The following is a 25,755-nucleotide window of genomic DNA, read 5'->3' on the forward strand; positions in this document are numbered from 1 at the left end:
AAATAATTAATAATTACCTGGGAGTATTGAATCTACAGCTTAGTTCTCTTTTGCTTCAATTTGAATAATGTCTTCTAAGCTTGCAGGATAACCATGAGAATGGAGACTGCTAATAATTTTTTCTAATACCTCCAAACTTGGGCGACGCGTACCATTTGCTATGGCGTAGACCATTTGAGGGCTTACTCCATCAACCCACTTGCCCAAGACGTAAGAAGTAATTCCAACAGAATCCAAATATTGTTTTAACGTAATCGTAATTTTTATAGTTTTTTTTCCTGCACTGCTGGATACCTTGACTTTATACTCTACTTCAGGTAGAGTATTGAATATGAATAAACTTAAGTGTTTAAAAAAAATCCCTAATGGAGCAGTTACCATTATCAGAACAAAAACCTTGCCGTGTCCAGGGTGGTGAGGCAACGACAGATGTCATTGTATCCTCTTACATTACAGGGAATGCAGAAGTTTTTGCAAACATAATGAAATTACATGTTCCGAAAAATTCTATTGTTGCTGATGTTACCTATGGCAAAGGGGTTTTTTGGCAACAGGTTCCAGTAAATCAGTATCGGATACTGTTTTCAGATATTGATGCGAAAGTACAGATAGACCCCATTCATGAAGTTCAAGTTAAGACACAAATAGACAGTAGGATGCTTCCATTTCAAGATAATTATCTTGATTGTATGGTATTTGACCCACCTTATATGGAAGGTCTATTTCGCTCCTCAGTTAGACAATTAGCAGGGTCAGGAACACACTCAGCTTTTAGAGATCACTACTCTAATGGTAAAGCCATAGAACATGCAGATGACCAACCAAAGTGGCATGATGCTGTTGTAGATTTGTACCTTAAAACTGGTCTAGAAGCATATAGAGTAATGAAACCTAAAGGTATTTTTATAGTTAAGTGCCAGGACGAAGTAAGTGCTAATAAACAGCGATTAACCCATGTAGAGATTATTACAGCGTATGAATCTTTAGGCTTTTACACAAAAGATTTGTTTGTAGTAATGCGAGCTAACCAACCTGGTGTTAGTAGACTAAAAACTCAAGTACATGCAAGGAAAAATCATTCTTACTTCTTAGTATTTCAGAAAATAAAAACTCGCATTTCTAATATAGTTACTCTTCGGCAATAAAAGGTGATTTACCTTTCTCTTCAACAAGAATAACCTCTTTAGGTTCATTGCTTTGTTCTTCTATTATTTTGTCTAAAAGACTAAATATATTAGCTGTAAATATACCTGTAGGAGGCCATGTAACTTTAACTATTGTTGCTAACAAATATTGCCGTTGTGCTTCTGTGTATTTTCTCCAGTTAGTTCGAGGTAAATCTTTATTTTTAGCAAAAACAAAATGCCACTTATCCTCGAATGTAAAGCAATTTACTGCTAATATATCAAATTCGCCGACAACAAGATTAGTTGTCTCAAGCTTCGATCCATCTGGCAATGTTACTGTTCTTCGATCGCTGGCATCAACTTGTGATACTCCTTCAAAAGTTGCATCATTTAAAACTTTATTACGAGCAGTTTGAAGAGATTTAGCTTCAATTTTAAACTCATGACCTTTATATGTGATGCGGAGGTCGCCCTTTTTCTTTCGGTCATGATCGTCGTCTTTAACCAAGCTTGCTATAGTCCCAGCACTTTTAAGGATATTACGCAGCTTAATTTCAGCTACATAACCAAATACCATTCCGCGTAGGCTACCATTTTCAAGAATTGCTTGACTAAGCTCCTCAACCGTAATATTCCAACGTTCTAGAATATTATACATACATATAGCTTATAAAAAATTTAAACTTATGTGTATTAAAATAACCTTTTTAGTAAAAAGTCAATAGCTCTTAATTTTCGTTAAAGTGGGATAACAATCAAAGTGTGAGGATTGATACTACATGCGAATCTTGTTGGTGTATCCGATATTTCCCAAAACCTTTTGGTCTTATGAAAAAATCTTGGAGTTAGTCGATCGCAAGGTTTTATTACCACCTTTAGGTTTAGTAACAGTAGCCGCAATTCTCCCCCAAGAATGGGAATTCAAGCTAGTCGATCGCAACATCCGCGCCGCAACAGAAGCAGAATGGGCATGGGCAGATGTGGTAATTCTCTCTGCGATGATTGTCCAGAAACAAGATTTACTTGAGCAAATCCAGGAAGCCAAAAAACGTGGCAAGCTAGTCGCAGTTGGCGGCCCCTACCCCACCTCTGTACCTCACGAAGTTGAAAATGTTGGCGCAGATTTTCTGATTTTGGATGAAGGAGAAATCACTCTCCCTATGTTTATTGAGGCAATCAAACGGGGAGACACATCTGGCACTTTCCGCGCCACAGAAAAACCTGATGTCACAAGCACACCAATACCCCGCTTTGATTTATTAGAATTAGATGCTTATGACATGATGTCGGTGCAGTTTTCGCGCGGATGTCCCTTCCAGTGCGAATTTTGCGACATTATTGTTCTTTACGGGCGCAAACCACGCACCAAAGCCCCAGCCCAACTGTTAGCAGAATTAGATTACCTCTATGAATTGGGTTGGCGGCGGGGTGTGTTCATGGTGGATGACAACTTTATTGGCAACAAACGAAATGTAAAATTGTTGCTCAAAGAGTTAAAAGTCTGGATGGCAGAACATAAGTATCCCTTCCGGTTTGACACTGAAGCTTCAATTGACTTAGCCCAAGATGCAGAAATGTTGGAGTTGATGGTTGAGTGCGGTTTCTCGGCGGTGTTTTTGGGAATCGAAACGCCGGATGAGGATAGTTTGCAAATGACTAAGAAGTTTCAAAATACTCGCAGTTCCCTAACTGAGGCAGTAGAAACCATCACCAGAGCCGGATTACGCCCAATGGCTGGGTTTATTATCGGGTTTGATGGCGAAAAAGCAGGTGCAGGCGATCGCATCGTCCGCTTTGCAGAACAAGCCGCGATTCCCTCTACTACCTTTGCCATGTTGCAAGCGTTACCTAACACTGCGCTTTGGCATCGCCTGAAAAAAGAAGGGCGACTACGGGAAAATCAAGATGGCAACATCAATCAAACAACATTGATGAACTTCCTACCCACCCGTCCTCTAGAAGAACTTGCCAGAGAATATATTGAAGCCTTTTGTACTTTATACGACCCAGTACAATATTTAGATCGTACCTATCGCTGTTTCTTGATGATGGGTTTGCCAAGTTGGAAAGCGCCAGCGAAAATGCCAGAATGGGTGGTTGTGAAAGCGTTGTTAATTGTAATTTGGCGACAAGGCATCAAACGGGAAACCCGTTGGAAATTCTGGCATCATTTGTTTAGCATTCTCAAGCGGAACCCTGGCGTTCTTGAGCATTACATCTCTGCTTGCGCCCACAACGAGCATTTTCTAGAGTATCGCCAAATTGTGCGCGATCAAATTGAAAGTCAGCTAGCTGAATATCTCGCACAAGGTGCAGAAACGCCTTATGTGCTAGTGAAGGAAAAAGCCCAGGAAAAAGCGGAAGCTGTAGTCAGTTAGTTTCATTGGAAAATAACAACTGATAAGTAAGTGGGTCAAATTAAATATAAAACCTCACCCTCTATCCGGCTTCCCTCTCCGATACTTTGGAGAGGGATTGAGGGTGAGGTTTTTTCTTATTGTTTAATTACGCTTACCTACTTATCACGTCCGCTTGATTACTTATTAAATCCGAATCACCCCAAAGAGCCAAAGCTGTACTTTCTCTCCCCTCTCCCAAATGATAGGAGAGGGGCTGGGGGTGAGGGAAAAGATTTAAGCCAAAATTGGAATGCTCCCTAAGAAAGGGATTGGGGGTTAGGTATTCTTATTTAATTACGAATTACGAATTACGAATTAAGTAGGTAGACAAGATAAAACCAAACTATGTAACGAAAAGTAAAATCTCTGTATTTGGCTCGTAGTTGCGCTTTAGCGCTAAAGCGCAACTACGAATCAGTGATGATTATTTGCGCCCACTTACTTACGAATTACGAATTATTTAACTTCTCAGTTGCACCGGCATCGCTAAATAGGTCATTTTCAAACCTCCCAATGGCGTAAAAATCACTGGAGTTAGGCTTTGATTTAAGTGCATTTGAATTTCGGTAGATGGTAACTCTTTCAAGCCTTCCATCAAATATTTAATGTTAAAAGCAATTTCTATGTTTTCCCCAGAAATTTGGGCTGGCATAGACTCTCTACCACTCCCCACATCTTGGGCTTCACAAGATAAGGTAATTTCTTGAGCTTCGCTATCAATACTAACCTTGACAATATTATTTTTTTGATCGGCTAGTACAGCAATCCGCTCTAAAGTGCTGACAAATTGTCGCCGTTCAATTGTGACTTGTCGCTCAAATTGGCGCGGAATTAGTTGTCGATAGGCAGGATATTGCCCTTCTAATGTGCGACTAGTCAAGCGTTGATTTTGCCATGCAAACACAACTTGACCTTGATCGAAATATAAAGCTACAGGTTCATCTGACGAAGCGCTATGAGCTAGCATTCGTTGTAATTCGCGTAATGCTCTAGCTGGTACTGTCACTTCTAATTGACTAGTTCCGCCTAAAGGACGCTCGTTGCTAGTTTCTACCACTGCTAGGCGATGTCCGTCGGTAGCTGCAAATTCTAGAGTATCTTGTTTAACTGTTAAATGCACTCCCGTAAGTACTTGCTTGGTTTCATCACCACTGGTGGCAAACAATGAACCGCGTAATCCCTCAATTAATGCAGTGGTTGTGAGATAGATTACTTCTGTATTTTCAATTACAGGTAATTCAGGAAATTCTTCAGGCCCCATTGCTCGGACTTGGTAATGTCCACTCTTGGGTGTTAGTGTAACAATTAAACCTTCTCCACCGGGTGTAACACCTGTGAGGGCTGATTCATCGTCTAGAGTAATTTCGCCCTCTGGAAGACGAGAGGTGATGTCTACAAGTAACTTAGCAGGAAGTGCGATCGCACCACTTTGCCATACCTCTGCATTAAAGCTGGTGCGGATTCCCAAGCTGAGATCAAAGGCTGTTAAGCTTACTTGGTTAGTTTGGGCATCCGCTTGTAACAGCACATTGGCAAGTACTGGATGAGTTGGTCGTGAAGGTACTGCACGACTGACGAGTGAGAGGTTTGTACTAAGATCGCTTTGGGAGCAAACTAATTTCATAAGTCAGATTCAGCTGGTGAAAGATATCCTAACAGTTTGGAGTTTGGAGTTGGGAGTTTGGATGAAAAAGTTAGGAGTTAGGAGTTAGGAGTTAGGAGTTGGGAGTTGGGAGTTGGGAGTTGGGAGTTAGGAGTTGGGAGTTGGGAGTTGGGAGTTGGGAGTTGGGAGTTCTAAAGCCTTAACGAACTTTGCGGGTTTAAGTCAAGAGTCTCTACAAGCAGAAAGTTTTGGGTCGGGGTCTAAATAAGAGTCACAAAACTTAATTGCGTACAGCCCTTTGGGCATGAAAACCGCGGAGCGTGCCGGAGGCTCTATTGCGAATTGCGAATTGCGAATTGCGAATTGCGAATTGCGAATTGGTTTAATGCACCATTCGAGTTACTTGCTGATTTACGCGGGGACGGCCAAAGCGTTCCCAAGCACTCCCTCCTCGCAGAAATAGCTCTAAAAAGCGCAATGGTTCTCCTGAATCGCCTCTTGACCAACCGGAACTACCAGGAGCAAAGGCCAAAGTTCCTTCAGAAACTTTGAAGCTGCCATCAGAATAGACTGCATCACTGACTACATCTCCAATTCGGATCACGATTTTGGTTTGAGGCTCCAAGTTCAGTGTATGCGCCCCAATAGTTGTTTTGATGTTGCCGTAGCCATCAATCCAGGCTATTCTATCTGGTGGAACATCTGGGATTTGCTCACTTTTAAGACTATCTCCTAGAAGGCTAAAATCTTCATTCATAATGGCAGCCGCAGCCGGCGGAAAGACATCGCGTGAGCGAAATTGCGAACCACCACGAGAAACGTTGACCACTCGCAACTCCTTTGTATAGTCTTTGATAAAGGAGAGTGTGTACCCTGCATTTACACCTACTACTTTTACACCATTGGATAAAAGGGCATAAGTTAGTCCTTCACCTTCATTGTCTCGACGGGCTTCAGGATCATCCTGACGAGGCGCACAGTTATGATAAATTAGGCGATCGCCAGGCCCTGGGTTGAGTCCTAGCTGGGCAATCCAGAATCCCGTTGCCAATGTACTGAATGCTGGAACCGAAAGCAAATGAATTTGGGCATGGGGAAAAGCCATCAGCAAACGCTGTGTTACTTCTGTAAATGCCGGATCTCCTGTACCGTAGTCTGCAATAACACAAATAAACATTCTGCTCCTCCTTCCTTAGCTAGTAATTTGCAATCAATGGTTAGGCAATGGGTAATGTTCAAAACATGCCAGTGAATCTGCCTCATCAGCAGTCTAAATGCGATCTCAACTATATGCAAGATTTCTTGATAACATTGAGCGCAATTTTCCCGTAAAAAAATGCTGGAACCATACAACTCAGTTAATTACATCAGTCATTATGTGATTACAGGGTTAAATGAACAAACAACTGCTCATTTTCCCCCTACTAGTAACCTTAAAGTCTTACTCAACGCAATGAAAACAATCAATTCACTTTTTAGCGAAGAACGCAACCAACTCAAGACAGATATTGATAATACAACCAACATTGAGGAGATAGTTAAACTGGTTCAGAATCGACTTGATAATCTCGAAAGAATTTACATTGAAAAGCTCAATTTGGCTCAAGTTCGTCTAGCTTCTTTTTTCTTAGATACGCTGCGACAGTCCATCGCCACTCTCGCTGCGGCTAACTATTCTCAAATTGCTCCAACAGAACAAAAGCAATTTATTAACCCTACAAAGTTGTTTTCCAGCAGATTAATCCTGAAACTACTAAAGGGACTAATTTATATCGGCATCTTAGGTTCGTTATTCTCCTTAACTAAAACAACCCCAGGTGCATGGATGGCTATTTTACTAATCTCTCTACTTCTAGGGGTAGAAGTTGTACTTCAACTCGAATTAAACAACCAGCAAAATTCTATGTCTTCAGAGCTATTGGAATTACCTAAACCTATGCTCCGGGTTGATAGCAAAATATTTTTAGATCACCTTGGCGATGCTCTCAACACTATCGACCTAGCAGTAGGTAGAGTAGAAGAATGGAATAAACATGAAAGCGATCTAGCAATAGAAGAACTACCAGAGCTATTGAATTTTCTGCAAAGGCTAATGGGCGCATCAAAACTTGATAAACCCCAAATGGCTTATGAACTTGCAAAACTTCTGCCACAAATTTTAATGTCTCAGGGAATTAACGCTCAAATTTACCGACCAAATGACCCGCATAGCGATCGCGGCTATTTTGACTTTGAGCCAAGTATCGACCCCGATACCAAAGATCACGTAACTTTAACTCCGGCTTTGTTGAAAGGCGATCGCTTAATTCGGCGCGGTCGAGTAATTGAGCCAGCATATTCTGCTTCTAGAGAATAATAGACAATAAGGGTATGGAAATTTTAGAAACAATCGGTTTTGATTTGGGACACGGTGAAACGGCTGTAGCTAAAGCTGTAGTAGAAAGCATCGAACCTCCCCAGATGCTGGAAGTTAATAACAAGAAGAACCAAATTACAGCCCTTGGTTGGCATCCTAAACTCGGTTATCTTGTCGGCGAACAAGCATTAATTCAAGCTGGCGTTACCCAGCTGACAATTTCATTTAAGCAAAAACCCAACAACGACCCCAAATATCGAGAAACAATTAGCACTTTTGTCGCAACCTACTACCGACTTTTGAAAGAAAGCAAACAACTTGAAGGTGGGGAAGGTAGTTATTTTTACATAGGTTGCCCTTCAGGATGGTCAGTTAGCGATCGCACCGAATACCAAAAGTTACTTCAAGCAGCTGGTATTCCCCAACTAAATGTTGTACCGGAATCGCGGGCTGCTTTCATGCAAGCTAAAGAAGCCGGGAAACTGGAGTATGACAAACTTATAGGAGCGGTGTTAATTGTCGATATTGGTTCTTCAACCACAGATTTTACTTTGGTTAAGAGCTTAGAAGAAATCCCGATAGATTTTGGGAGTAATACTTTAGGTGCATCGCTAATTGACAAAGCTATTTTTGCCCAGACTCTCGCCAACCACGAACAAAAAGCATTACTCGAAAAAGTATTTAAGGAATATCCGCATCACCAAGCTCGTTGTGAACTTGCTTGTCGCAAAGCAAAAGAAGATTACTTTTCTAATGAACAGCTATATAGCGATCCTGAATCCTTTGCGCGTGGCTTCGAGTCGATCAACGAACAGATTTATTTTATTCCCCAAGTCAATAAATTGATGATGGAGGAAATTTTAAACCAGCCCTTACCGGAATTGGAGCATCATAGTTGGGTGCGATCGTTTAGCGACTCTTTAACCGAGGCGAAAGAAAAGCTAGAAAAACTGGGAATTGTGCCAAAACTTGTGCTGATGACTGGCGGTGCATCTCGCATGAAGTTTACGCACTTGCTTTGTCAAGAAATGTTTCCCGAACCAGAAACGCAGCTTCGCCCCGATTCTGAACCGGAACGGTGTATTGCAATGGGTTTAGCACGAGTAGGAAGATGGGATTTGCGGGCTGCTGCTTTTAAGCAAGAAGTCAACAAACTATTTACCTCGAACACACTTAAAGGTTTGATTGAAAAGCATATCCCGGAGTTAATCGAATCACTAACTAAGCCTTTGACAGATGGCTTGATTGTCAACGCAGTTAAACCAGGTTTAAAAGATTGGCAAAAAAACAAAATACGGACTTTAGCCGATTTGGAAACAGCTTTAATCGGTCGGGCAGAACAGTGGCTCAAAAGCGATCGCGCTGTGCAGATAATTAATTATCAATGCGCTTCTTGGTTTAGTAATAAAATCCAACCCGATTTAGCCGCACAAACCGATCCAATCTGTCGAAAGTTTCAGATACCTAGAAGCAGCTTAAGGTTCCAGGATAGTATTGACCCAAATTTTGTTAATCCAGAGCTACGAATTGGAGATGCTATCTTGGCTGAGACAGTGGGCTTTATTGTCAATGTAGTAATTGGTGGAGGCACTGTAGCTAGCATCATCACTCTTATATTAACTGGACATTTAACCTGGCCGATTGCATTAGTATATGGGGCTTCGATGATGGCAGCAGGAATGGAGCTAAATCGTAAGAGTGTTCAAGAAGTAATCAAGACTAATGTGGATGTACCTAGTTGGGTTCGTTCTAGTTTTTTGAGCAACAACAAAATCGAGGAGATGTCTGAGCAAATAAAGCCTGAGTTAGAGAATGTTCTTCAAGAACAATTGACAGCAGATCAAGAGGCTTTTGATAAACTGATTAGCAAAGTTCAGGAAGGGCTTCAAAAAACCCTTTCTACCAAAGTTCAATCTTGCATAATTTTGATTCAATAGCGTTGATGTATGGTAGTAAATATATTTTTTAGAACCTCTTATGGTATGTCCTTAATATTTTAAAATTGTGGCTAAAATCAGAGTGCTAGCAACAGTAGGAAAATATAGCAGTTTCCAGACCATGAACTACATATCAAAACCTCACCCCCAACCCCTCTCCTTAATAAGGAGAGGGGTTGGGGGTGAGGTACAGCTTAACCTCACTCTTATAGGACTTACGCATTAGGTACAAAATCTAGGGGCAATTCATGAATTTCCCCTACGGAAAATCAGGGCTTTCACTGCCTTTTTACGTAATTCCTGTCTTATTAGGAAACGTTATAAAAGATAAAAAAGTCCCATTTAAATTTAGTTATTGAGCCACAACAAAAACAATTATTTTATCTAGTTTTGATGTTTACCAATTATTTAAAAATGTAACCTGCTCATAATTCAATGATTCAAACAATAGTTGTATTTATCATCATTGGGCTGATTATCACTGGGATTTTAATCAATCCCATTCTAGTAAAAAGGCGAAGAAACCGCCTAAAGCACCGTCCTTTTCCCCCACTGTGGAATGCTATTATTGAAAATAATCTTTCCATTTATCTTTGTCTCTCTCCCAATGAAATCAGACGACTTCAGGGACATATTCAAGTATTTTTAGCAGAAAAGCAATTTATTGGCTGTAGAGGATTACAGGTAACGGAGGAAATGAAACTGACCATTGCTGCGATCGCCTGTTTACTCCTATTAAATGAACGTGGGCAATACTTCCCTAGACTTCGTTCCATTCTGGTCTATCCCAACGCTTATTTTGTTCAAGAAACGACTGCAATTGGAAATTATGTTGTTGAAGAAAGGCGTGTGGCAAGACTAGGTGAATCGTGGACAAATGACCAATTAGTACTTTCTTGGGAACAGGTGAAACAAGACATTAATAACTGGAGAGATGGACGTAACGTTGTGCTTCATGAATTTGCCCATCAGTTGGATCAAGAAGATGGTAAAGGTGATGGAGTTCCTATACTGCAAAGCAACTCAGATTATGCTATTTGGGCGAAGGTGATGACAGAAGCATATCAGCAACTTTGTAATGATGTTCTACAAGGCGTAAATACAGTAATGGACAGCTATGGTGCAACGAATCCCGCAGAATTTTTTGCCGTAGCGACTGAGACATTCTTTGAGAAACCGCACCAATTGTTATCCAAACATCCAGTACTTTATGAGCAATTGCAACGTTACTATCAATTAGATCCTCTGCAATGGACGTAAAGTAAGTAAGTAGGTAAGAATAAATCAGATTCTATTCAGTTAATCAAACTTCCTTCAAAAATGTTCGTAGTTGCGCTTTAGCGCTAAAGCGCAACTACGAGCCAAATACAGACATTTTACTTTTCGTTACATAGTTTGGTTTTTTCTCGCCGATTTACTTACCTTGCAAATTCGCTTTGTCATAACTTTGTGTGGCGTTATAACCATTAGCAGCCATAGCATTATTAGTAAATATTTGACTTAATTCCGGTAAGCTATAACGGCATAAAATGGATCTCCTCCAGCTGCACCCAACCACTGTAATAAATTCGGTAATGTTGACTTATTCGCTATAACTTCTGCGGTTGTAAATCCTGGAACTGAGGCGAAATACTCTTTGACTAATTCTACTCGCTGTGCATCTGTTGCCTCCCGCCAAGCTTGAATCGCCTTTTCAAAAAACATCCGGTTAGAAAAGCTGATAATTGCGACACCACCAGGTTTTAGGATGCGGTAAATTTCAGAAAATACTGCTTCTGGATATTGCACATACTGCACAGATACGCAATTGAGAACAGCATCAAAATCTTCATCTGGGAAAGGTAGCTGCGGATTTTCGTTAAGATTTTGGACAAAATAATGATTTAAGCGAGGATTTCGTGCTAATTCCTCAGCGTTGAGTCCGTGTCCTTCCACATGGGCAAACTGCATCTCTTCTGGCAGATGAGACACCCAGCTGCTCATCATATCAAAAATGCGGGTGTTGGGTTTGAGGCGATCGCTATATAAATCCGTTAGCTGTTGAATAAATCCTTCATCGACATGGGTAACAAAGCGGGGATACGCATAGAAAAGCTTATCGTCTGTATCGTCTAATTTCAGGCGTTGATTCGGTCTTAACTGCATAAATCTTTGTTTTAGAGAACTTTTTAGCAGAATTGCGGCAATTTAAGGTATTTTTTCACAATCACTATGTAACATATTTGGGTTCTTCAGTACTAACTACAAGTACTACTGAAGAACCTTTTTTTTGTGAAGTCAAAGTAGTTAATCAGCATTGCTATTTCAATCCTATAGCTTTGATTATAATTGGGCATTGTGTTCAAGTCTTGGTTACGACTTTGATACATTCTGTTTTGAGAAGTACTAAATTATCAGTCTCCAAAACTGCACAAGAGTTAATTAATGTCGCTAAGATGGGTAGAGCTTTTTGTAAGTTTGTGTTCGCTTGTTGTGCTGCTGGCTGATATTGTTGTAGCCAAGTGTTTTTAGTTATATATTCGGGAATGAATGCAGAACGTTCTAATAGCCAAAAAGTTACGTGGTATTTTTGGATAAATTCTTTAAGCTGGTTAATATCTTCAGTATATTGGGCATTAATAAGGTCAACCATCCTCTGGCGAAATTGAGCATAATATTTTGTATGGGTTGGTAAAGCATATTCTTTACCAACCAAAATGGTTCTTTGAGCGAAAATAGGAATGTTATCTGCTTCTTCAGAAGTAGAGGCTATGACAATATTTTGCGGTTGCTTTTGCAAAAAATTATATAATGTTGGGACTGTACCCTCTACATAAGGGGTTTTGGGAAAAACTTTTAAGCTGAAGCTGCTAGGGTGCAAAACGAGTCCTAAACCAAGGATTATACTAGCCCCTAAAATTAAAATTTGTCTCCCATTTTGTCTCGACCATCGAAATGTAGCATCTAAAATCAAGGTAATAGAGATTGCTGCTGCAAGAGCAAGTATTATCTTAAAAGTATGATGGGTGTAGCGGCTAGGCCAGTATAGTTGAAAAGCTAAGGCATGGGCAGTAAAAAACATTATTAAACTAGCTATTACTACCTGTAACAATAGTTTGACTTGATCATTTACTTGCTTGGTTAGGAGAAAATAAGGAGACTGGATTTTCAGAATAATTGGTAATAATAAACCAACCAATAGTTGCGGAGGTGAAATTAAAGCAAAAAACCCGCTATCTCTACCATCAAACCAATAACTAATAATATTATGACTAAAATACTTGAATCTTCCTCCATCCCAATATTCCGGCATAGTTCTTGCAACAGCAGCAGTAATTACCGGGCTAAATTGTGATGATTGAATGGCATAAGGTAAAATCATAATACCAACAATCATAATTGCTGCTGCAAATAAAATAAAATCTTTTCGATTCTGAGAAATACTTATCTGCCCATTTTTCCAGCTAAATAATCTCAAAAATAAAATTAATAAATCGACAAAACCTATTACAGGGTATATTAAGCACTGGAGTGCAAGTACAATTAATATACCTAATGCAGAAGACCGTATTGAATAATATAGAAAAGCTAAAAATAGGGGATAAATAAAATCTCTAGGAGTTGCAGAAAATAGGTCATCATGCATACAAAGACTTTGATTCAAAAGTAAAGATGCAATAAACCCCGCCATTGGCACTGGTAATATCTGTATACAGACTGCAAAGCAATAGCTAGTTGTAATTAGTCCTAGTACTATTGGAAAAATTTTGCTAAAGAAAGTTAGATCGATATTTAAAGCCGCAATTATCTTATAAAGAAGACCATATCCAATTGGTGTCACCGACTGGAAATAATCAGCGATTAAATCCCCAGGAAATAAATCTGGGTTAAAGTAACGATACATCCAAGAAATATATTCCCGTGCATCGTCGCTGACTATATATTTACTGCTGAAAGCTTGTCGCACCCCCATAATAATATAGCCAACAGCAAAAGTTAGACTTAGACTGTACCAAAAGATGACAGTCAATCGAGATTGATTTTGTCTATTTTTTTGAGTAAGAGGTGTTGTTAAAAGTTTTTGTACTTGTGGAATTAGCATTATTATACCCGTCCAGGTCTGAATCAATCAATCGCGTTAATGAGGAAAATCAAAAGCTTTCTTCAATTTTTATGATTGTACTATCTTCAAGTACTAAGAGACTTGTAATAAAATAATGTACCGATATACCAATCAGGTTTTACCCTGTTTTAAAATCTTTCTGACAACAAAGTGCGATCGCCTCAATTCTCCAATCTCATCCTACCTACTATGTGCAAATAGGCCAGAAAACCCAAGTAGTGCTTAATTTCTATCTTTCTATTCACCTCCAACAAGTAGCCTCTATTTCCCAAATACCACCTTTGAGCTATGCTTGGATATATGCTGACCACTCCCCTAAATTATCTCGACCTCACCAGATTATCGGCAGCCTCAAAGAGTACCAGTTGATTGAATTTATTCCCTAAGACGGACTGGCAAGCAGATGTCAAGCAAGTATTGCTAAAAAAATTAATCTAGTTATAATAATAGTACGCATACTAAGTATTTTGCTAAATGGTTTCTACATCTAATCACTCCCCAGCTTTAGATTCGTGGCAGCAAAATCTGGCACCATACAATTTGGGTTACAGAATCAAATTAGTCTCACAACTGCTTGGACGCAAGTTTACAGAGAGGCTAGAACCTTTTGGACTTACGCCATTTCACTGGCTGGTGTTGTGCTGTTTGTGGCAAGAAGATGGGTTACCTACTTCTAGTATTGGGGACAAACTCAAACAAGTGGGTGGGACTTTAACAGGTGTACTAGATCGGATGGAAGAACGCGGCTTGGTGCGCCGAGAACGCGACACTCACGATCGCCGCATCTGGCGAATCTGGCTAACGGATGCAGGTAAGGAACTAGAAGGTGTTTTACCCCCAATCGCCGCAGCCGTGCGTGATGAAGCGATGAATGGTATTTCCTTTGCTGATCGGGAACTGTTTTCTGAAATCTTGAACCGGGCGATCGCTAACCTCTCCTAAAGATGATCCCATAATCACCCGACTGGGGGAGGTGGTGTAAAGATTTGTTTTGAGATAATAGTACGCATACTAAGAAAAAAAGATTTTTTTTCCTAAAATACTACGCATTCTAAATAAAAGGCTATCAATCAAATTACTGAACGAAAAAACAAGTTAAGAATCATGAAAACTAATACTTTTAACGGACGCAACGGACACAAAACCCCAGTTATTGAAAAACAATTGATTCCTGATTCCGAGACTTTAGAGGCTGTGACCATAGAAACATCGACAACAGCAGAAGCGCCTGTTGTAACACCTGAGATAGAGAAGGAGAAAGAAAAAGAAGTTCCACCGAAGCGGAAAAGACCGACTGGTTTAATTTTGGCAGCAGGTGCTGTGGGTGCGATCGCCGCAGGTGCTTTTGGTTATCACTATTGGCAATATTCCTCCACCCATCAGGAAACAGATAACGCCACCGTAGCCGGAAACATTCACCAAGTTAGTACCCGCATTCCCGGAACTATAAGTGAAGTGCTTGTGAATGATAACCAACTGGTGCAACCAGGACAATTGTTGGTGAAGTTAGATCCACGGGACTATCAAAGTCAGGTAGAACAAGCCCAAGCCGCCCTAGAAAATGCTCGTGGTCAAGCCCAAGCCGCCCAAGCAAGTATTTCTTTAACTTCACAAACCACCACTGGTAAGACAACTCAAGCCCAAGGTGATGTTAGCAGTGCTGTAGCGGCAATTTCCACAGCCCAAGCAGCAGTACAAGAAGCCCAAGCGGGGATACCAGCAGCCCAAGCAGTAGTACAAGAAGCCCAAGCGGGGATACCAGCAGCCCAAGCGCAGGTAGCGCAAACAAATGCGAATTTAGAAAAAGCCCAAGCAGATTACAATCGTTACAACGATTTGTATAAAACAGGTGCGATTCCTCGCCAGCAGCTAGACACAGCCAAGGCCGCTTATAATGTAGCGATCGCACAGAAAAACGCCGCTCTTGAGGGAGTAAAACAAGCGCAAGCCAAATTAGCTTCTGCCAAAGTTGGTGTAGCCCAAGCTCAGTCTCAATTAGCACAGGCGCAAGAAAATGTCACCAACGCCCAAGCTAAATTAGCAGCATCTAAGGGAGGATTGCAACAAGCTACCGCAGGTGGACAAGATACCACAGTAAAACGTAGCCAATATGAAGCAGCAAAAGCGGCGATCGCGCAATCAGAAGCATCGCTGAAAAATGCCCAATTGCAACTATCTTATGTTAATATTACCGCCCCTACTGCTGGACGCGTAGGTAGAAAAAACGTCGAAGTTGGTAACCGAGTCCAGTCGGGAACACCATTAATGGCGATCGTCGATAACAACTATTGGGTAATTGCGAACTTCAAAGAAACTCAATTAGAAAAGATGCGCCCAGGACAGCCAGTAGAAATCAAGCTGGATACTTTTCCTCATCATGGCTTTATTGGTCGTGTTGACAGTATTTCGCCAGCTTCCGGCGCTCAGTTTGCCTTATTACCACCGGATAACGCTACAGGTAACTTTACTAAAGTTGTCCAACGTATCCCAGTAAAAATAGTTTTCGACCAAAAGAGCATTCAAGGCTACGAATCGCGGATTACTCCGGGGATGTCTGCGGAAATTGCTGTGGAAGTCAAGTAATATCATGTCCCCCAAATTACCCATAATAAAAGAACCCCACCCCCAACCCCTAAGAGCTTGCGGGGAGGGGAGCAAAAGCACAGCTTTGGCGGGGTGGGGTTCTTGGGGTTTAGTAAGTAATTAACCGGACATCATTAATATTAAATTGACTGCAAACAGATTGAAAAACCTCTTTCTGCCTATGACATTTTCATACATCTAAAGATAGGGGTATAGAGATGAGGTGAAATGATATTTATAAAAGCAGATTGGTATAAAGCAAGCACTAAGAGGATGAATGAACAAGTTTTGGGCGAATAAAATAGAGCCTCCGGCACGCTGACGCGAACGCTACTACACAAACGAAGTCCACCTCCGTGGACTAATACACTCATCAAGGGTTTTTAACCTGCGGAGGCAGGTTTTGTCTGTGTAGCCGCGGTTTCTAACCGCCAAGGCTAGTAATAAATTAGACTTTTTCAAACAACCTGTAACATGAAAAAACCCCTAATACCTGCTTTAAGGTCAAGAAACTACCAGCTGTTTTTTGCCGGACAAGGTATTTCTCTAATTGGGACGTGGATGACACAACTAGCTACGATTTGGCTAGTTTATAGCTTGACAAATTCCCCATTAATGCTAGGAGTTGTGGGATTTTCGAGTCAAATTCCTAGCTTTTTTTTAGCTCCCTTTGGCGGAGTCTTTGTAGATCGCTTTTCTCGATATCGTACCTTAATTTGTACGCAAGTATTGGCAATGATTCAATCCTTAACATTAGCGGCGCTGGCGCTGACTGGTGTTATCCAGATATGGCAGATTATCACCTTGAGTTTGTTGCAAGGATTTATTAACGCCTTAGATGCGCCAGCCCGCCAAGCATTTGTCCCAGAATTGGTTGAGCGCAGAGAAGATTTAGGCAATGCGATCGCTATCAACTCTACCATGATCAACGGTGCTAGATTAATTGGGCCTGCGATCGGGGGTTTATTAATTGCCAGGGTTGGAACTGGTTATTGTTTTTTATTTGATGGTTTGAGTTACATTGCTGTCATCGCCGCTTTATTAGCAATGAAAGTTAAACCGTGGAAACATGTAGTAACTGACGGTAATCCCATAGAAAAAGTCAAAGAGGGATTTGTATATGCCTTTAGTTTCCCACCGATTCGAGCAATCTTATTGCTATCAGCTTTAGTTAGCCTTATGGGGCTACAAAACACTATTTTAGTACCAATTATTGCAGAACAAGTTCTCAAAGGTGGTGCAGAAAGTTTGGGTTTTTTGATGGCGGCTTCTGGAGTTGGAGCCTTAACTGGTGGTATTTATTTGACTACGCGCCAAACAATCTTAGGAATTGGTAAATTAATTGCTTTAGCACCAGCAATTTTAGGAATGGGTCTAATTGCCTTTTCATTGTCTAGATTTTTACCACTCTCTTTATTTACAATGTTATTTGTTGGCTTAGGAACAATTCTTCAAATTGCTGCTAGCAACACCTTTTTACAAACAATTGTAGAAGATGACAAACGCGGGCGATTGATGAGCTTATACACAATGTCATTTTTGGGGATGATTCCCGTGGGCAATTTATTAGGAGGTTTTTTAGCCAGTCATATTGGCGCTCCCAACACTTTAATCATTGATGGTATAGTTTGTATTTTAGGGTCGATCATTTTTAGCAGACAGTTGCCTGCTTTAAAGAAAATGATGCGTCCAATTTATGAGCAAAAGGGGATTATCGAAACTTAAGAAGTTTAAATAGGGATCATATTTTAATTTTGCTGTGCAGAGAGAAAATTAAGATTTAATAAGAAATTTTTTAAAAGTTAACTTTGAAACAGGAAAAAGACTATGGCTAATGCAGGGGTAATTCGTCAGCAAGCACCACCAGAGACTGTACCGCTAAGAACCTGGATTGGTGTATTAGCCAGTATGCTTGGTGCATTTATGGCGGTATTGGATATTCAAATAACTAATGCATCGCTGCAAGATATTCAAGCAAGTTTAGGAGCAACCCTAGAAGAAGGTTCTTGGATTTCTACAGCGTATCTCGTGGCAGAAATTGTGGTAATTCCTCTAACAGGATGGTTATCACGGGTGTTTTCTTTACAGCGTTATTTGGTAGTAAATACTGCACTATTTATTTTCTTTTCTATATGCTGTGCTTGGTCGTGGGATCTCAATTCCATGATTTTCTTTCGCGCCTTACAAGGTTTTAGCGGAGGAGTATTAATTCCCACCGCTATGACAGTTGTATTAACGACTTTACCCCAATCTAAGCAATCAGTTGGACTGGCTGCATTTGGGTTTAGTGCAGTTTTTGCACCTTCAATTGGCCCAACATTAGGAGGTTGGTTAACAGAAAACTTTGGTTGGGAATACAACTTTTATATAAATGTAATTCCAGGGGCATTAATGCTAGCTGGTGTTTGGTATGGAATTAAGCAAGAAAAGCCCCAAATTAATTTACTGAAACAAGGTGATTGGTGGGGAATTATTGCGATGGCTATTGGGTTAGCTTCCCTGCAAGTTGTTTTAGAAGAAGGTAGCCGCAAAGATTGGTTTGGTTCAGCATTGATTGTACGCTTAAGTGTAATTGCGGTAATTTTTTTGGCGATATTTTTCTTTATAGAATTAACTCGAAAGCAACCATTTATTAATCTACGACTTTTGTCTAGACGTAACTTTGGTTTAGCCAGTATTGTGAATGTGTCGTTGGGGGTAGGGTTGTATGGTTCAATTTATATTTTACCGTTGTATCTTGCCCAAATTCAACAATACAATGCACTGCAAATTGGTCAAGTATTAATTTGGGCTGGTATTCCCCAACTGTTTATTATTCCCCTTATCCCCAAATTGATGCAACGCATTGATGTGCGGTTAATAGTAGCTGTTGGTGTGACTTTGTTTTCCATCAGTGCATTTATGAACTCTGGAATGACTAATGAAACAGGATTAGATCAATTACGGTGGTCGCAAATTGTCCGTGCAATGGGACAACCCCTAATTATGGTACCGCTTAGTTCTATCGCCACTGGTGGATTAAGTCCGAAAGAAGCAGGTTCTGCAAGTGGTTTATTTAATATGATGCGGAATCTGGGCGGTTCTATCGGAATTGCATCTTTAGCAACATTGTTAACTAATAGAGAGCAATTTCACTCGAATAGATTGGGTGATACAGTGTCTTTATATAACCCAGAAACTCAACAGCGAATTGACCAAATGACGCAGTATTTTGTCAGTAAAGGAGCAGATTTAAGTACAGCACAAAATCAAGCGATCGCATCCATATCTAATATAGTCCGCCGGGAAGCATTTGTAATGGCTTTTAACGATTGTTTCTACTTTATTGGTATTGCTTTATTAGTCAGTGGGCTTGCTATTTTATTCCTCAAAAAGGTGAAGCCAACTGGTGGGGCTGTCGCTCATTAAATGTGTTCTATGGGTTACAATGTTTGGTAAAACTACTAAAGTACTAAAATGGTCATTAGCCAAAGTGAGTACTATATCTCTCCAGAAGAATATTTAGAAGGCGAGAAATTTAGTGAAATCAAACACGAGTATATTGATGGGCAAGTCTATGCAATGGCAGGGGCAAGTGATGCTCATGTCACAGTTAGCATGAATGTATCAATGCTGTTACGAAACCATCTCCGGGGTAGTGGTTGCCGTGTCTACATGTTAGACATGAAAGCACAAATTGATCTGATAAATCGCTATTTTTATCCTGATGTAATGGTGACTTGTGATACACGAGATAAAGAATCTGAATATTTTAAATCTCATCCTTGCTTAATTATCGAAGTGCTTTCTGAGTCAACAGAAGGGTATGACAGAGGCAAGAAATTTGCTAGTTACCGACACTTAGAATCACTACAAGAATATGTGCTAATTTCACCAGACCGAATGAGTGTCGAATCCTTCCGCCGCAATGATGTAGGACAGTGGGTACTTTACCCTTATGAAAAAGAGCAAGAAGTGCATTTAGCTAGCGTTGATTTTCTGTGTGCGATCGCAGAAATATACGAAGATGTAATATTAGTAGACGAAAATATTTCTTAATCCAACATTTCTGGATCAATTCCTAAAGCATTGAGTTGTTCAACAGAAAGAGTACGCAATTTCTCTACAATTTTCTCCCGCTTTTGTCGTTCAACTTCCGCCCGTTCTTCACCCGTTAGCAATAAATTTCCTTGTGCATCCCACCAGCGCAACCAAGGTAACTCTGCATTCTGATAAAATCCCTGCCAGATTCCCAATTCTACCCCTAAAGGAGCAATTGGGTAATGTCCCCGTTCATTGGGTTGCATCAGTTGATAGGTAAAATCGATTAGGTGATACACCTCAATCTGAGCTTTTGCCACTTCATAAATCCCATAATAAGGGACTCGAATCGCCTGCTCATAAACCCAAAATTTACCAACATTCCCACCTTCCCCTTGAGATGGGGGTGTGTTATCTCGCTCTTGTGAACCATCTCCAGAAACAAATTCAATCACAATTAACGGTGCAACATACTCTTTCCACAGCACATAAGAACGCCGCATTTTACCATTCAGAGTTGGTGGTACATTCGGTACATAAAACCAATCGGGTGCTTCAGCGCCTTTTTCAGGAGGTTCTGTCAATCGCCAGTAGATACCAGAATCTTGTCCAATACAATATTGACCGTCAGGATGGCGTTGTTCTAGAACTGGTTTAATTGAATCTGTAATTAAGATACTTTGCGGATGCTCCTGAAGATTTTTCACAAATGTACCATCTGAGTCTGGTAAGTCGGTGTGATCGGGTAAAGTTAATGTTGATAGGGAAATCACGTCGCTTCGCTCCGAATTCAAAAGTCAAAATTCAATAATTTTTAATCCCCATAAATTTAGGGGCAAGTCAACGAGGGAAACCAAGATTATATTTCTAGGACTTACGCTTTCAAGGCAGTGAAAGCCCTGATTTACTCTAGGGGCAATTCATGAATTGCCCCTACATTTGGTACTTGATGCCTAAGTAGGGGTCTGGCACTGCCATGCCCCTACCGATGTACCTCACATAAACGAGAAGCGCTATATTTAATTTGACCCACTTAAGTAACTGGGCGCAAATAATTATCACTCGCTCGTAGTTGCGCTTTAGCGCTAAAGCGCAACTACGAGCCAAATACAGAGATTTTACTTTTCGTTACATAGTTTGGTTTTATCTTGCCTACCCACTTACTTATTGCCTAGTACTTACGCAAAAAACCTCTCAAACTCTTATTCCTCCGTGTCCTCTGCGTCTCTGTGGTTCGATTTTCCGTTACCTGTGCGTAAGTCCTGATTGCCTACAAATTTGCTTTTGAGACTTTTTGAATTTGCCCAGCAAAGTATGCTTCCTGATATTTGAGTTGTTGCGCTAATTCTAACCCTTTTTGAAAAGCTGTTAGTGCTTGAGGAAATTCTTTGCGTTCTAGATACAATTGCCCAATTTGGTCATAAGCTTGCATCAGCCCGTAAAAGTTGGTGGCTTGCGTCTCTGTCTCCACAAGAATTTGGCTAGCCTGCAAAGCCTCGTCTGTTTGTCCTTGAGAATGGTACAGCGCAATTAACTTCTGCAAAGCTTCACCAGCCCGAACATATTCCTTTAATTGCCAAGCAGTGGTATAAGCTTCTTGATAATTTTTAAAAGCTTCTAGCAGTAAGTTAGGAGCTTTCTTTGCTAGAGATTCGTAATTTGAAGCGATCGCTAGCTTTAATTGTGGTATTTCAGTAAGATTATTTTCACTAACGGATATTTCTACTAGTTTATTAAGCACATTCAATGATTGCTGCGGTTGGTTTGTTTGCTCGTAAATTTCAGCTAGTTGTCGCAGATATGTTACCTCGTTTACACGAACGCCTTGGGATGTCGCTAAACTCAATAATTCCTCGTAGATTGGCGCAGCTTTGACATAATCAAACCAACTCAAATGCACCTCTCCAATTATCTTGAGGGTTTCTACTAGTGCTGTTGTATCTTTTTGCTGTCGCACGACTAACAAAACTTGGTCGTAAGCTTCCACAGCTAGTTTAGGCGATCGCACATTTTGATAAGCTTGACCTAGCGATCGCCACAATTCTAGATCAATTGGGGCAGTTGTTTTCTGAGATTGTGCCTGCTTTTGAATTGCTTGCAATCGCAGCGTAATATATTGTACTTCCTGCCCATTATTTTGCTTCCAAGCGATCGCCCCGACTCGTGATAGTGCTTGCACCTCTGCTAATGAACCTAAAAAACGCCGCAAACGAAGTTCCCGGTTCCAAATTTCAAACGCCGCCACCTGATCTCCTGCTTGCAGTTTCGCTGCTGCTTCTTGATTTAACGCATCCAGCGCTGGTTCTAAATTTTGCTGTTCTTGGATTAACGGCTGTTTATCCTTAGACGAACGTGGTAGCAGTGGATCGGGTGTGGTAATTTCTAAAGGATTAGGAGGAAATTCATCCAGTGGTTTAGGCTTTTTAGTCTGTGCCAGCGTCAAAGAACTGCTAAAGAGGATAGCAGCAGTAACAATCACAATTAAGCGCCTCATGGGTACTTTACCTTGCCTTGAGTTAGTTGTATGAGTTAATTATCCCCATGCCCTATTATTTCTATCTTATTCCAGCAAATCCGAAGCCTTACTGATACTACTTTATGTATATATCAATTCTATTCTATGTATTTAATCGATCAAGTTAAAGCTAATTTCAGCAAAGCTTTTTAAGTGTAATTGCTGAATCTGATAGCAGATTTACATAATTTATGCAAGCGAGAATGTCTTGAAAATGGCTGAGGGATATACTGAATAATTTAATAGAATTTATTATTTGTCTTCCTATGAGTCAGGAAATATACGCTCCCAATAATTAACTAATTATAGATATCCTTTATTAGAGCTAATTTGCTCTAGAAGTTAACAAAGTTGGTATCAGTTAGAACGACTATGACGAGTAGTACCGTAAAAAACTTTTGGCATTACTAGATTTCTGAGTTTTCAGATTATGTGGAAAAGCTAACGATTCACCTAACCCCTTACCGAGGCTCTAAGGGGGAAAATTCAAAGTACGCCACATGCTTGGCTATCGGGCAAAGCCCGAAGGGCGCAGTGGCTCCTCCTCAAAGGAAGAGAGAAATAGAAGTGAGGTTTTCCAGATTACCTGAATTGTCAGACTAGATTTAGAGTATGAATTAAGAGGTAGAGACGCGATATATCGCGTCTCTATATCGGTATTTCTTATTCAGCAAGCCAATTGTTTCATAGGTCTTATTTGGTGGAACGAAGATATAGCCACTTGGACTCGGACTGCTAGTCACCCTTCTCCTTCTGTGGGGTACGAAAGATGCTAACGCGTAGCAAGCTTTAGGGGTACGGACTTTCTAAGGTTGCTAAACGCTGCACTAATGAGTGTTACCCGTCTACAGAGCTGGCTCACCGTTTTTACCAATTTAGTCAGCAGCTACTTTTTCAACTAGGAAGGTAAAAAATGGAATGGGCTATTTACAAAAAGAATACTGGCAGTTTTGTAATAGCAGTCGCAATTATGACTGGTGTTGGCGTAGTCTCGTATCTTAGTTTGCTTCAGTATAAAGAAAACGCTCAATGGGTTACACATACACGCGAGGTGCTGGAAAAGACTAAAGAAGTAATGTCACAGATCAAAGATGCAGAGACTGGACAACGGGGCTATCTTCTCACGGGCAAAGAAGAGTATCTAGAACCCTATCGGACTGCAACTGGTGAGATTAGTCAAAAAATTAAGGCTCTGCGCCAATTGACTGCGGATAACCCCAATCAACAACGACGGCTCGATCGCCTTGAACCCCTGGTTGGCAAAAAACTAGTTTTGATGGAACAGGGGATTAACGCCAGAAGTAAAAATTTAGAGTCCGCGCTGCAAATAGTTCAGACAGATCAGGGTTACCAGATCATGCAGGATATCCGAATGCTGACTACAGGTATGGAGAACGAAGAGAATGAGTTGTTGAAACAGCGGTCAATAAAGGCGAACGCCAGCGCTCATCAAACAACTTTCTTGACTATTTTTGGTAGCGTTATCGCTTCTGCGATCGTCGGTTTAGCAGCGATAATTACCAATCAGGAACTTGTAAAACGCAAGCGGATGGAAAATTTTCTGCAAAAGGCTCGTGATGAGTTAGAAATAGAAGTTAGCAAACGCACTGCCGAACTGAGAAGCATTAACGAAGAATTGCAAACTGAAATTAATGAGCGTAAAAGGGCAGAGTCAGAGATTTTGCGTTTGAACGTTGAGCTTGAGGGGCGAGTTGCAGAACGCACAGCACAACTCGAAGCCACTAATAAAGAGATGGAAGCATTTAGTTATTCAGTGTCTCACGATCTGCGGGCCCCCTTGCGGAGTATCGACGGCTTTAGCCAAGCGCTACTAGAAGATTATGCTGATAACCTCGACGCACTAGGTCAAAACTACCTCCAGCGAGTGCGTGCAGCTACCCAGCGAATGGCACAATTGATCGACGATTTACTGAATCTGTCACGACTGACGCGTAGTGAGATGCGTTACGAAAAGGTGGATCTGAGCGCACTGGTAGAGGCGATCGCTACAGAGTTGCACAAAACCCAACCAGAACGCCAAGTAGAGTTTGTCATTACACCGGGATTGTTTGCCAATGGTGATACTCATCTTTTACGGATCGTGCTAGAAAACCTGCTGGGTAATGCGTGGAAGTTTACAGGAAAAAATCCAAAAGCACGTATAGAATTTGGGCTTTTGCAACAAGATAACACCCATGTGTATTTTGTCCGTGATGATGGCACTGGCTTCGATATGGCCTATGTTGAGAAACTCTTTGGTGCTTTTCAGCGCCTGCACGCCATGACTGAATTTGAAGGTACTGGTATCGGACTAGCTACTGTGCAGCGAATTATTCACCGTCATGGTGGCCGTGTCTGGGCCGAAAGTGCAGTAGAGCATGGCGCAACATTTTACTTCACCCTTTAACTATAGGAGATACAACATGATTTTACTTGTAGAAGATAATCCTGACGATGAAGCGCTAACCCTACGCGCACTCAAGAAAAACAATATTATGAACGAGGTAGTAGTGGCACGCGATGGGGTAGAAGCCCTAGATTATCTCTTTGGTAAAGGTGTGTACGCCGATCGCGACATGAACGTTATGCCAAATCTCATCCTCCTAGATTTAAAGTTGCCTAAGATGGATGGTTTGGAAGTTTTGCGACACCTGCGAACCGACGACAGGACAAGAATCCTTCCCGTCGTCATTCTCACCTCGTCCAAAGAGGAGCAAGACTTAATCAATGGTTACAGCTTGGGTGCTAACAGCTATGTTCGCAAACCAGTAAATTTTTCCCAATTCAGCGAAGCAGTTCGCCAACTAGGGTTGTACTGGTTTGTTTTAAACGAATCACCACCAAGGGTATAGCTTACCAAAGGGGGCAGTTCTTGCTGGGAGAAAGAAGTATGAACACTTTAGTTGTGGGTTATTGCCCAATTGAAAAGAAGAATTGTATCGAGGCTCAAGTGCTACGAGATACAAAGCAAAGCCACTGCGGTGGAAGGGTTTTCCGGCATAAAAGAAAGGAGGCAGTGCGCCCTTGCGGTTTCCCCACTTGAAGCAACTACTCTCAAGTGGCGATCGAAGATCAATCCCACGTTTTTAAAAGTGGTTGCCAACTGAGCCTCC

At 41.0% G+C, this 25,755-nt stretch carries 21 protein-coding genes; 13 read left to right on the plus strand and 8 right to left on the minus strand.

Features of this window, described 5'->3' with window-relative positions:
- Window positions 1-39 precede the first annotated feature (39 nt).
- Window positions 40-381: a helix-turn-helix transcriptional regulator gene (locus tag V7K73_RS06275; protein ID WP_334878147.1), complete on the minus strand. Its 342-nt coding sequence runs from the start codon at window positions 379-381 to the stop codon at window positions 40-42.
- On the opposite strand from V7K73_RS06275, the gene V7K73_RS06280 reads away from it, so the two are divergent.
- Complete coding sequence (locus V7K73_RS06280; protein WP_334878149.1) at window positions 366-1,145, plus strand: DNA methyltransferase; 780 nt, start codon at window positions 366-368, stop codon at window positions 1,143-1,145. The genes V7K73_RS06275 and V7K73_RS06280 overlap by 16 nt on opposite strands.
- Here V7K73_RS06280 and V7K73_RS06285 read toward each other — a convergent pair.
- The gene (locus V7K73_RS06285; protein WP_334878151.1) at window positions 1,129-1,785 is read right to left on the minus strand and encodes a hypothetical protein; all 657 of its coding nucleotides are present in this window, start codon (window positions 1,783-1,785) and stop codon (window positions 1,129-1,131) included. The genes V7K73_RS06280 and V7K73_RS06285 overlap by 17 nt on opposite strands.
- Before the next feature lie 121 nt (window positions 1,786-1,906).
- On the opposite strand from V7K73_RS06285, the gene V7K73_RS06290 reads away from it, so the two are divergent.
- On the plus strand, window positions 1,907-3,505 hold the full coding sequence (locus V7K73_RS06290) for a B12-binding domain-containing radical SAM protein (protein WP_334878153.1): 1,599 nt from the start codon (window positions 1,907-1,909) through the stop codon (window positions 3,503-3,505).
- Window positions 3,506-3,986: 481 nt separating this feature from the next.
- Here the strand turns inward: V7K73_RS06290 and dnaN are convergent, their stop codons facing one another.
- Entirely contained in the window at window positions 3,987-5,150 is a 1,164-nt protein-coding gene (gene dnaN, locus V7K73_RS06295) for a DNA polymerase III subunit beta (protein WP_334878155.1), read from the minus strand.
- 361 nt (window positions 5,151-5,511) lie between these two features.
- Window positions 5,512-6,306: an SAM hydrolase/SAM-dependent halogenase family protein gene (locus tag V7K73_RS06300; protein ID WP_334878157.1), complete on the minus strand. Its 795-nt coding sequence runs from the start codon at window positions 6,304-6,306 to the stop codon at window positions 5,512-5,514.
- A gap of 276 nt (window positions 6,307-6,582) precedes the next feature.
- Here V7K73_RS06300 and V7K73_RS06305 point away from each other — a divergent pair, with 276 nt between their 5' ends.
- From V7K73_RS06305 to V7K73_RS06315, 3 genes are all read left to right on the plus strand, one after another.
- Entirely contained in the window at window positions 6,583-7,485 is a 903-nt protein-coding gene (locus V7K73_RS06305; RefSeq protein ID WP_334878321.1) for a hypothetical protein, read from the plus strand.
- Between the two features lie 14 nt (window positions 7,486-7,499).
- On the plus strand, window positions 7,500-9,422 hold the full coding sequence (locus tag V7K73_RS06310; protein WP_334878159.1) for an Hsp70 family protein: 1,923 nt from the start codon (window positions 7,500-7,502) through the stop codon (window positions 9,420-9,422).
- 435 nt (window positions 9,423-9,857) lie between these two features.
- Entirely contained in the window at window positions 9,858-10,682 is an 825-nt protein-coding gene (locus tag V7K73_RS06315; RefSeq protein ID WP_334878161.1) for a zinc-dependent peptidase, read from the plus strand.
- A gap of 240 nt (window positions 10,683-10,922) precedes the next feature.
- Here V7K73_RS06315 and V7K73_RS06320 read toward each other — a convergent pair whose 3' ends face one another.
- Both V7K73_RS06320 and V7K73_RS06325 read right to left on the minus strand, forming a co-directional pair.
- Window positions 10,923-11,567, minus strand: a complete 645-nt coding sequence (locus tag V7K73_RS06320) for a class I SAM-dependent methyltransferase (RefSeq protein WP_334878163.1) — start codon at window positions 11,565-11,567, stop codon at window positions 10,923-10,925.
- A 196-nt stretch (window positions 11,568-11,763) separates the two neighbouring features.
- Window positions 11,764-13,503: a hypothetical protein gene (locus V7K73_RS06325; protein ID WP_334878165.1), complete on the minus strand. Its 1,740-nt coding sequence runs from the start codon at window positions 13,501-13,503 to the stop codon at window positions 11,764-11,766.
- Between the two features lie 212 nt (window positions 13,504-13,715).
- Here V7K73_RS06325 and V7K73_RS06330 point away from each other — a divergent pair, with 212 nt between their 5' ends.
- From V7K73_RS06330 to V7K73_RS06355, 6 genes are all read left to right on the plus strand, one after another.
- Complete coding sequence (locus tag V7K73_RS06330; RefSeq protein ID WP_334878167.1) at window positions 13,716-13,910, plus strand: hypothetical protein; 195 nt, start codon at window positions 13,716-13,718, stop codon at window positions 13,908-13,910.
- 88 nt (window positions 13,911-13,998) lie between these two features.
- Complete coding sequence (locus tag V7K73_RS06335; RefSeq protein WP_334878169.1) at window positions 13,999-14,466, plus strand: MarR family winged helix-turn-helix transcriptional regulator; 468 nt, start codon at window positions 13,999-14,001, stop codon at window positions 14,464-14,466.
- Window positions 14,467-14,628: 162 nt separating this feature from the next.
- On the plus strand, window positions 14,629-16,107 hold the full coding sequence (locus tag V7K73_RS06340; protein ID WP_334878171.1) for an HlyD family secretion protein: 1,479 nt from the start codon (window positions 14,629-14,631) through the stop codon (window positions 16,105-16,107).
- Window positions 16,108-16,581: 474 nt separating this feature from the next.
- The gene (locus tag V7K73_RS06345) at window positions 16,582-17,832 is read left to right on the plus strand and encodes an MFS transporter (RefSeq protein WP_334878173.1); all 1,251 of its coding nucleotides are present in this window, start codon (window positions 16,582-16,584) and stop codon (window positions 17,830-17,832) included.
- Between the two features lie 102 nt (window positions 17,833-17,934).
- Complete coding sequence (locus V7K73_RS06350) at window positions 17,935-19,515, plus strand: DHA2 family efflux MFS transporter permease subunit (protein ID WP_334878175.1); 1,581 nt, start codon at window positions 17,935-17,937, stop codon at window positions 19,513-19,515.
- Window positions 19,516-19,563: 48 nt separating this feature from the next.
- Complete coding sequence (locus V7K73_RS06355; protein WP_334878177.1) at window positions 19,564-20,145, plus strand: Uma2 family endonuclease; 582 nt, start codon at window positions 19,564-19,566, stop codon at window positions 20,143-20,145.
- Here V7K73_RS06355 and V7K73_RS06360 read toward each other — a convergent pair.
- Together V7K73_RS06360 and V7K73_RS06365 are read right to left on the minus strand one after the other, a co-directional pair.
- On the minus strand, window positions 20,142-20,900 hold the full coding sequence (locus tag V7K73_RS06360) for a Uma2 family endonuclease (protein ID WP_334878323.1): 759 nt from the start codon (window positions 20,898-20,900) through the stop codon (window positions 20,142-20,144). The genes V7K73_RS06355 and V7K73_RS06360 overlap by 4 nt on opposite strands.
- Before the next feature lie 497 nt (window positions 20,901-21,397).
- On the minus strand, window positions 21,398-22,621 hold the full coding sequence (locus V7K73_RS06365; RefSeq protein ID WP_334878179.1) for a tetratricopeptide repeat protein: 1,224 nt from the start codon (window positions 22,619-22,621) through the stop codon (window positions 21,398-21,400).
- Window positions 22,622-23,555: 934 nt separating this feature from the next.
- Here V7K73_RS06365 and V7K73_RS06370 point away from each other — a divergent pair.
- Window positions 23,556-25,049 carry a sensor histidine kinase gene (locus V7K73_RS06370; RefSeq protein ID WP_334878181.1) on the plus strand — a complete coding sequence of 498 codons (1,494 nt, stop codon included), beginning with the start codon at window positions 23,556-23,558 and terminating at the stop codon, window positions 25,047-25,049.
- 16 nt (window positions 25,050-25,065) lie between these two features.
- Window positions 25,066-25,494, plus strand: coding sequence for a response regulator (locus V7K73_RS06375; protein ID WP_334878183.1), 429 nt, complete (start codon window positions 25,066-25,068; stop codon window positions 25,492-25,494).
- Window positions 25,495-25,755 lie beyond the last annotated feature (261 nt).

The sequence above is a fragment of the Nostoc sp. genome, from assembly GCF_036916975.1.
GTDB lineage: Bacteria > Cyanobacteriota > Cyanobacteriia > Cyanobacteriales > Nostocaceae > Nostoc.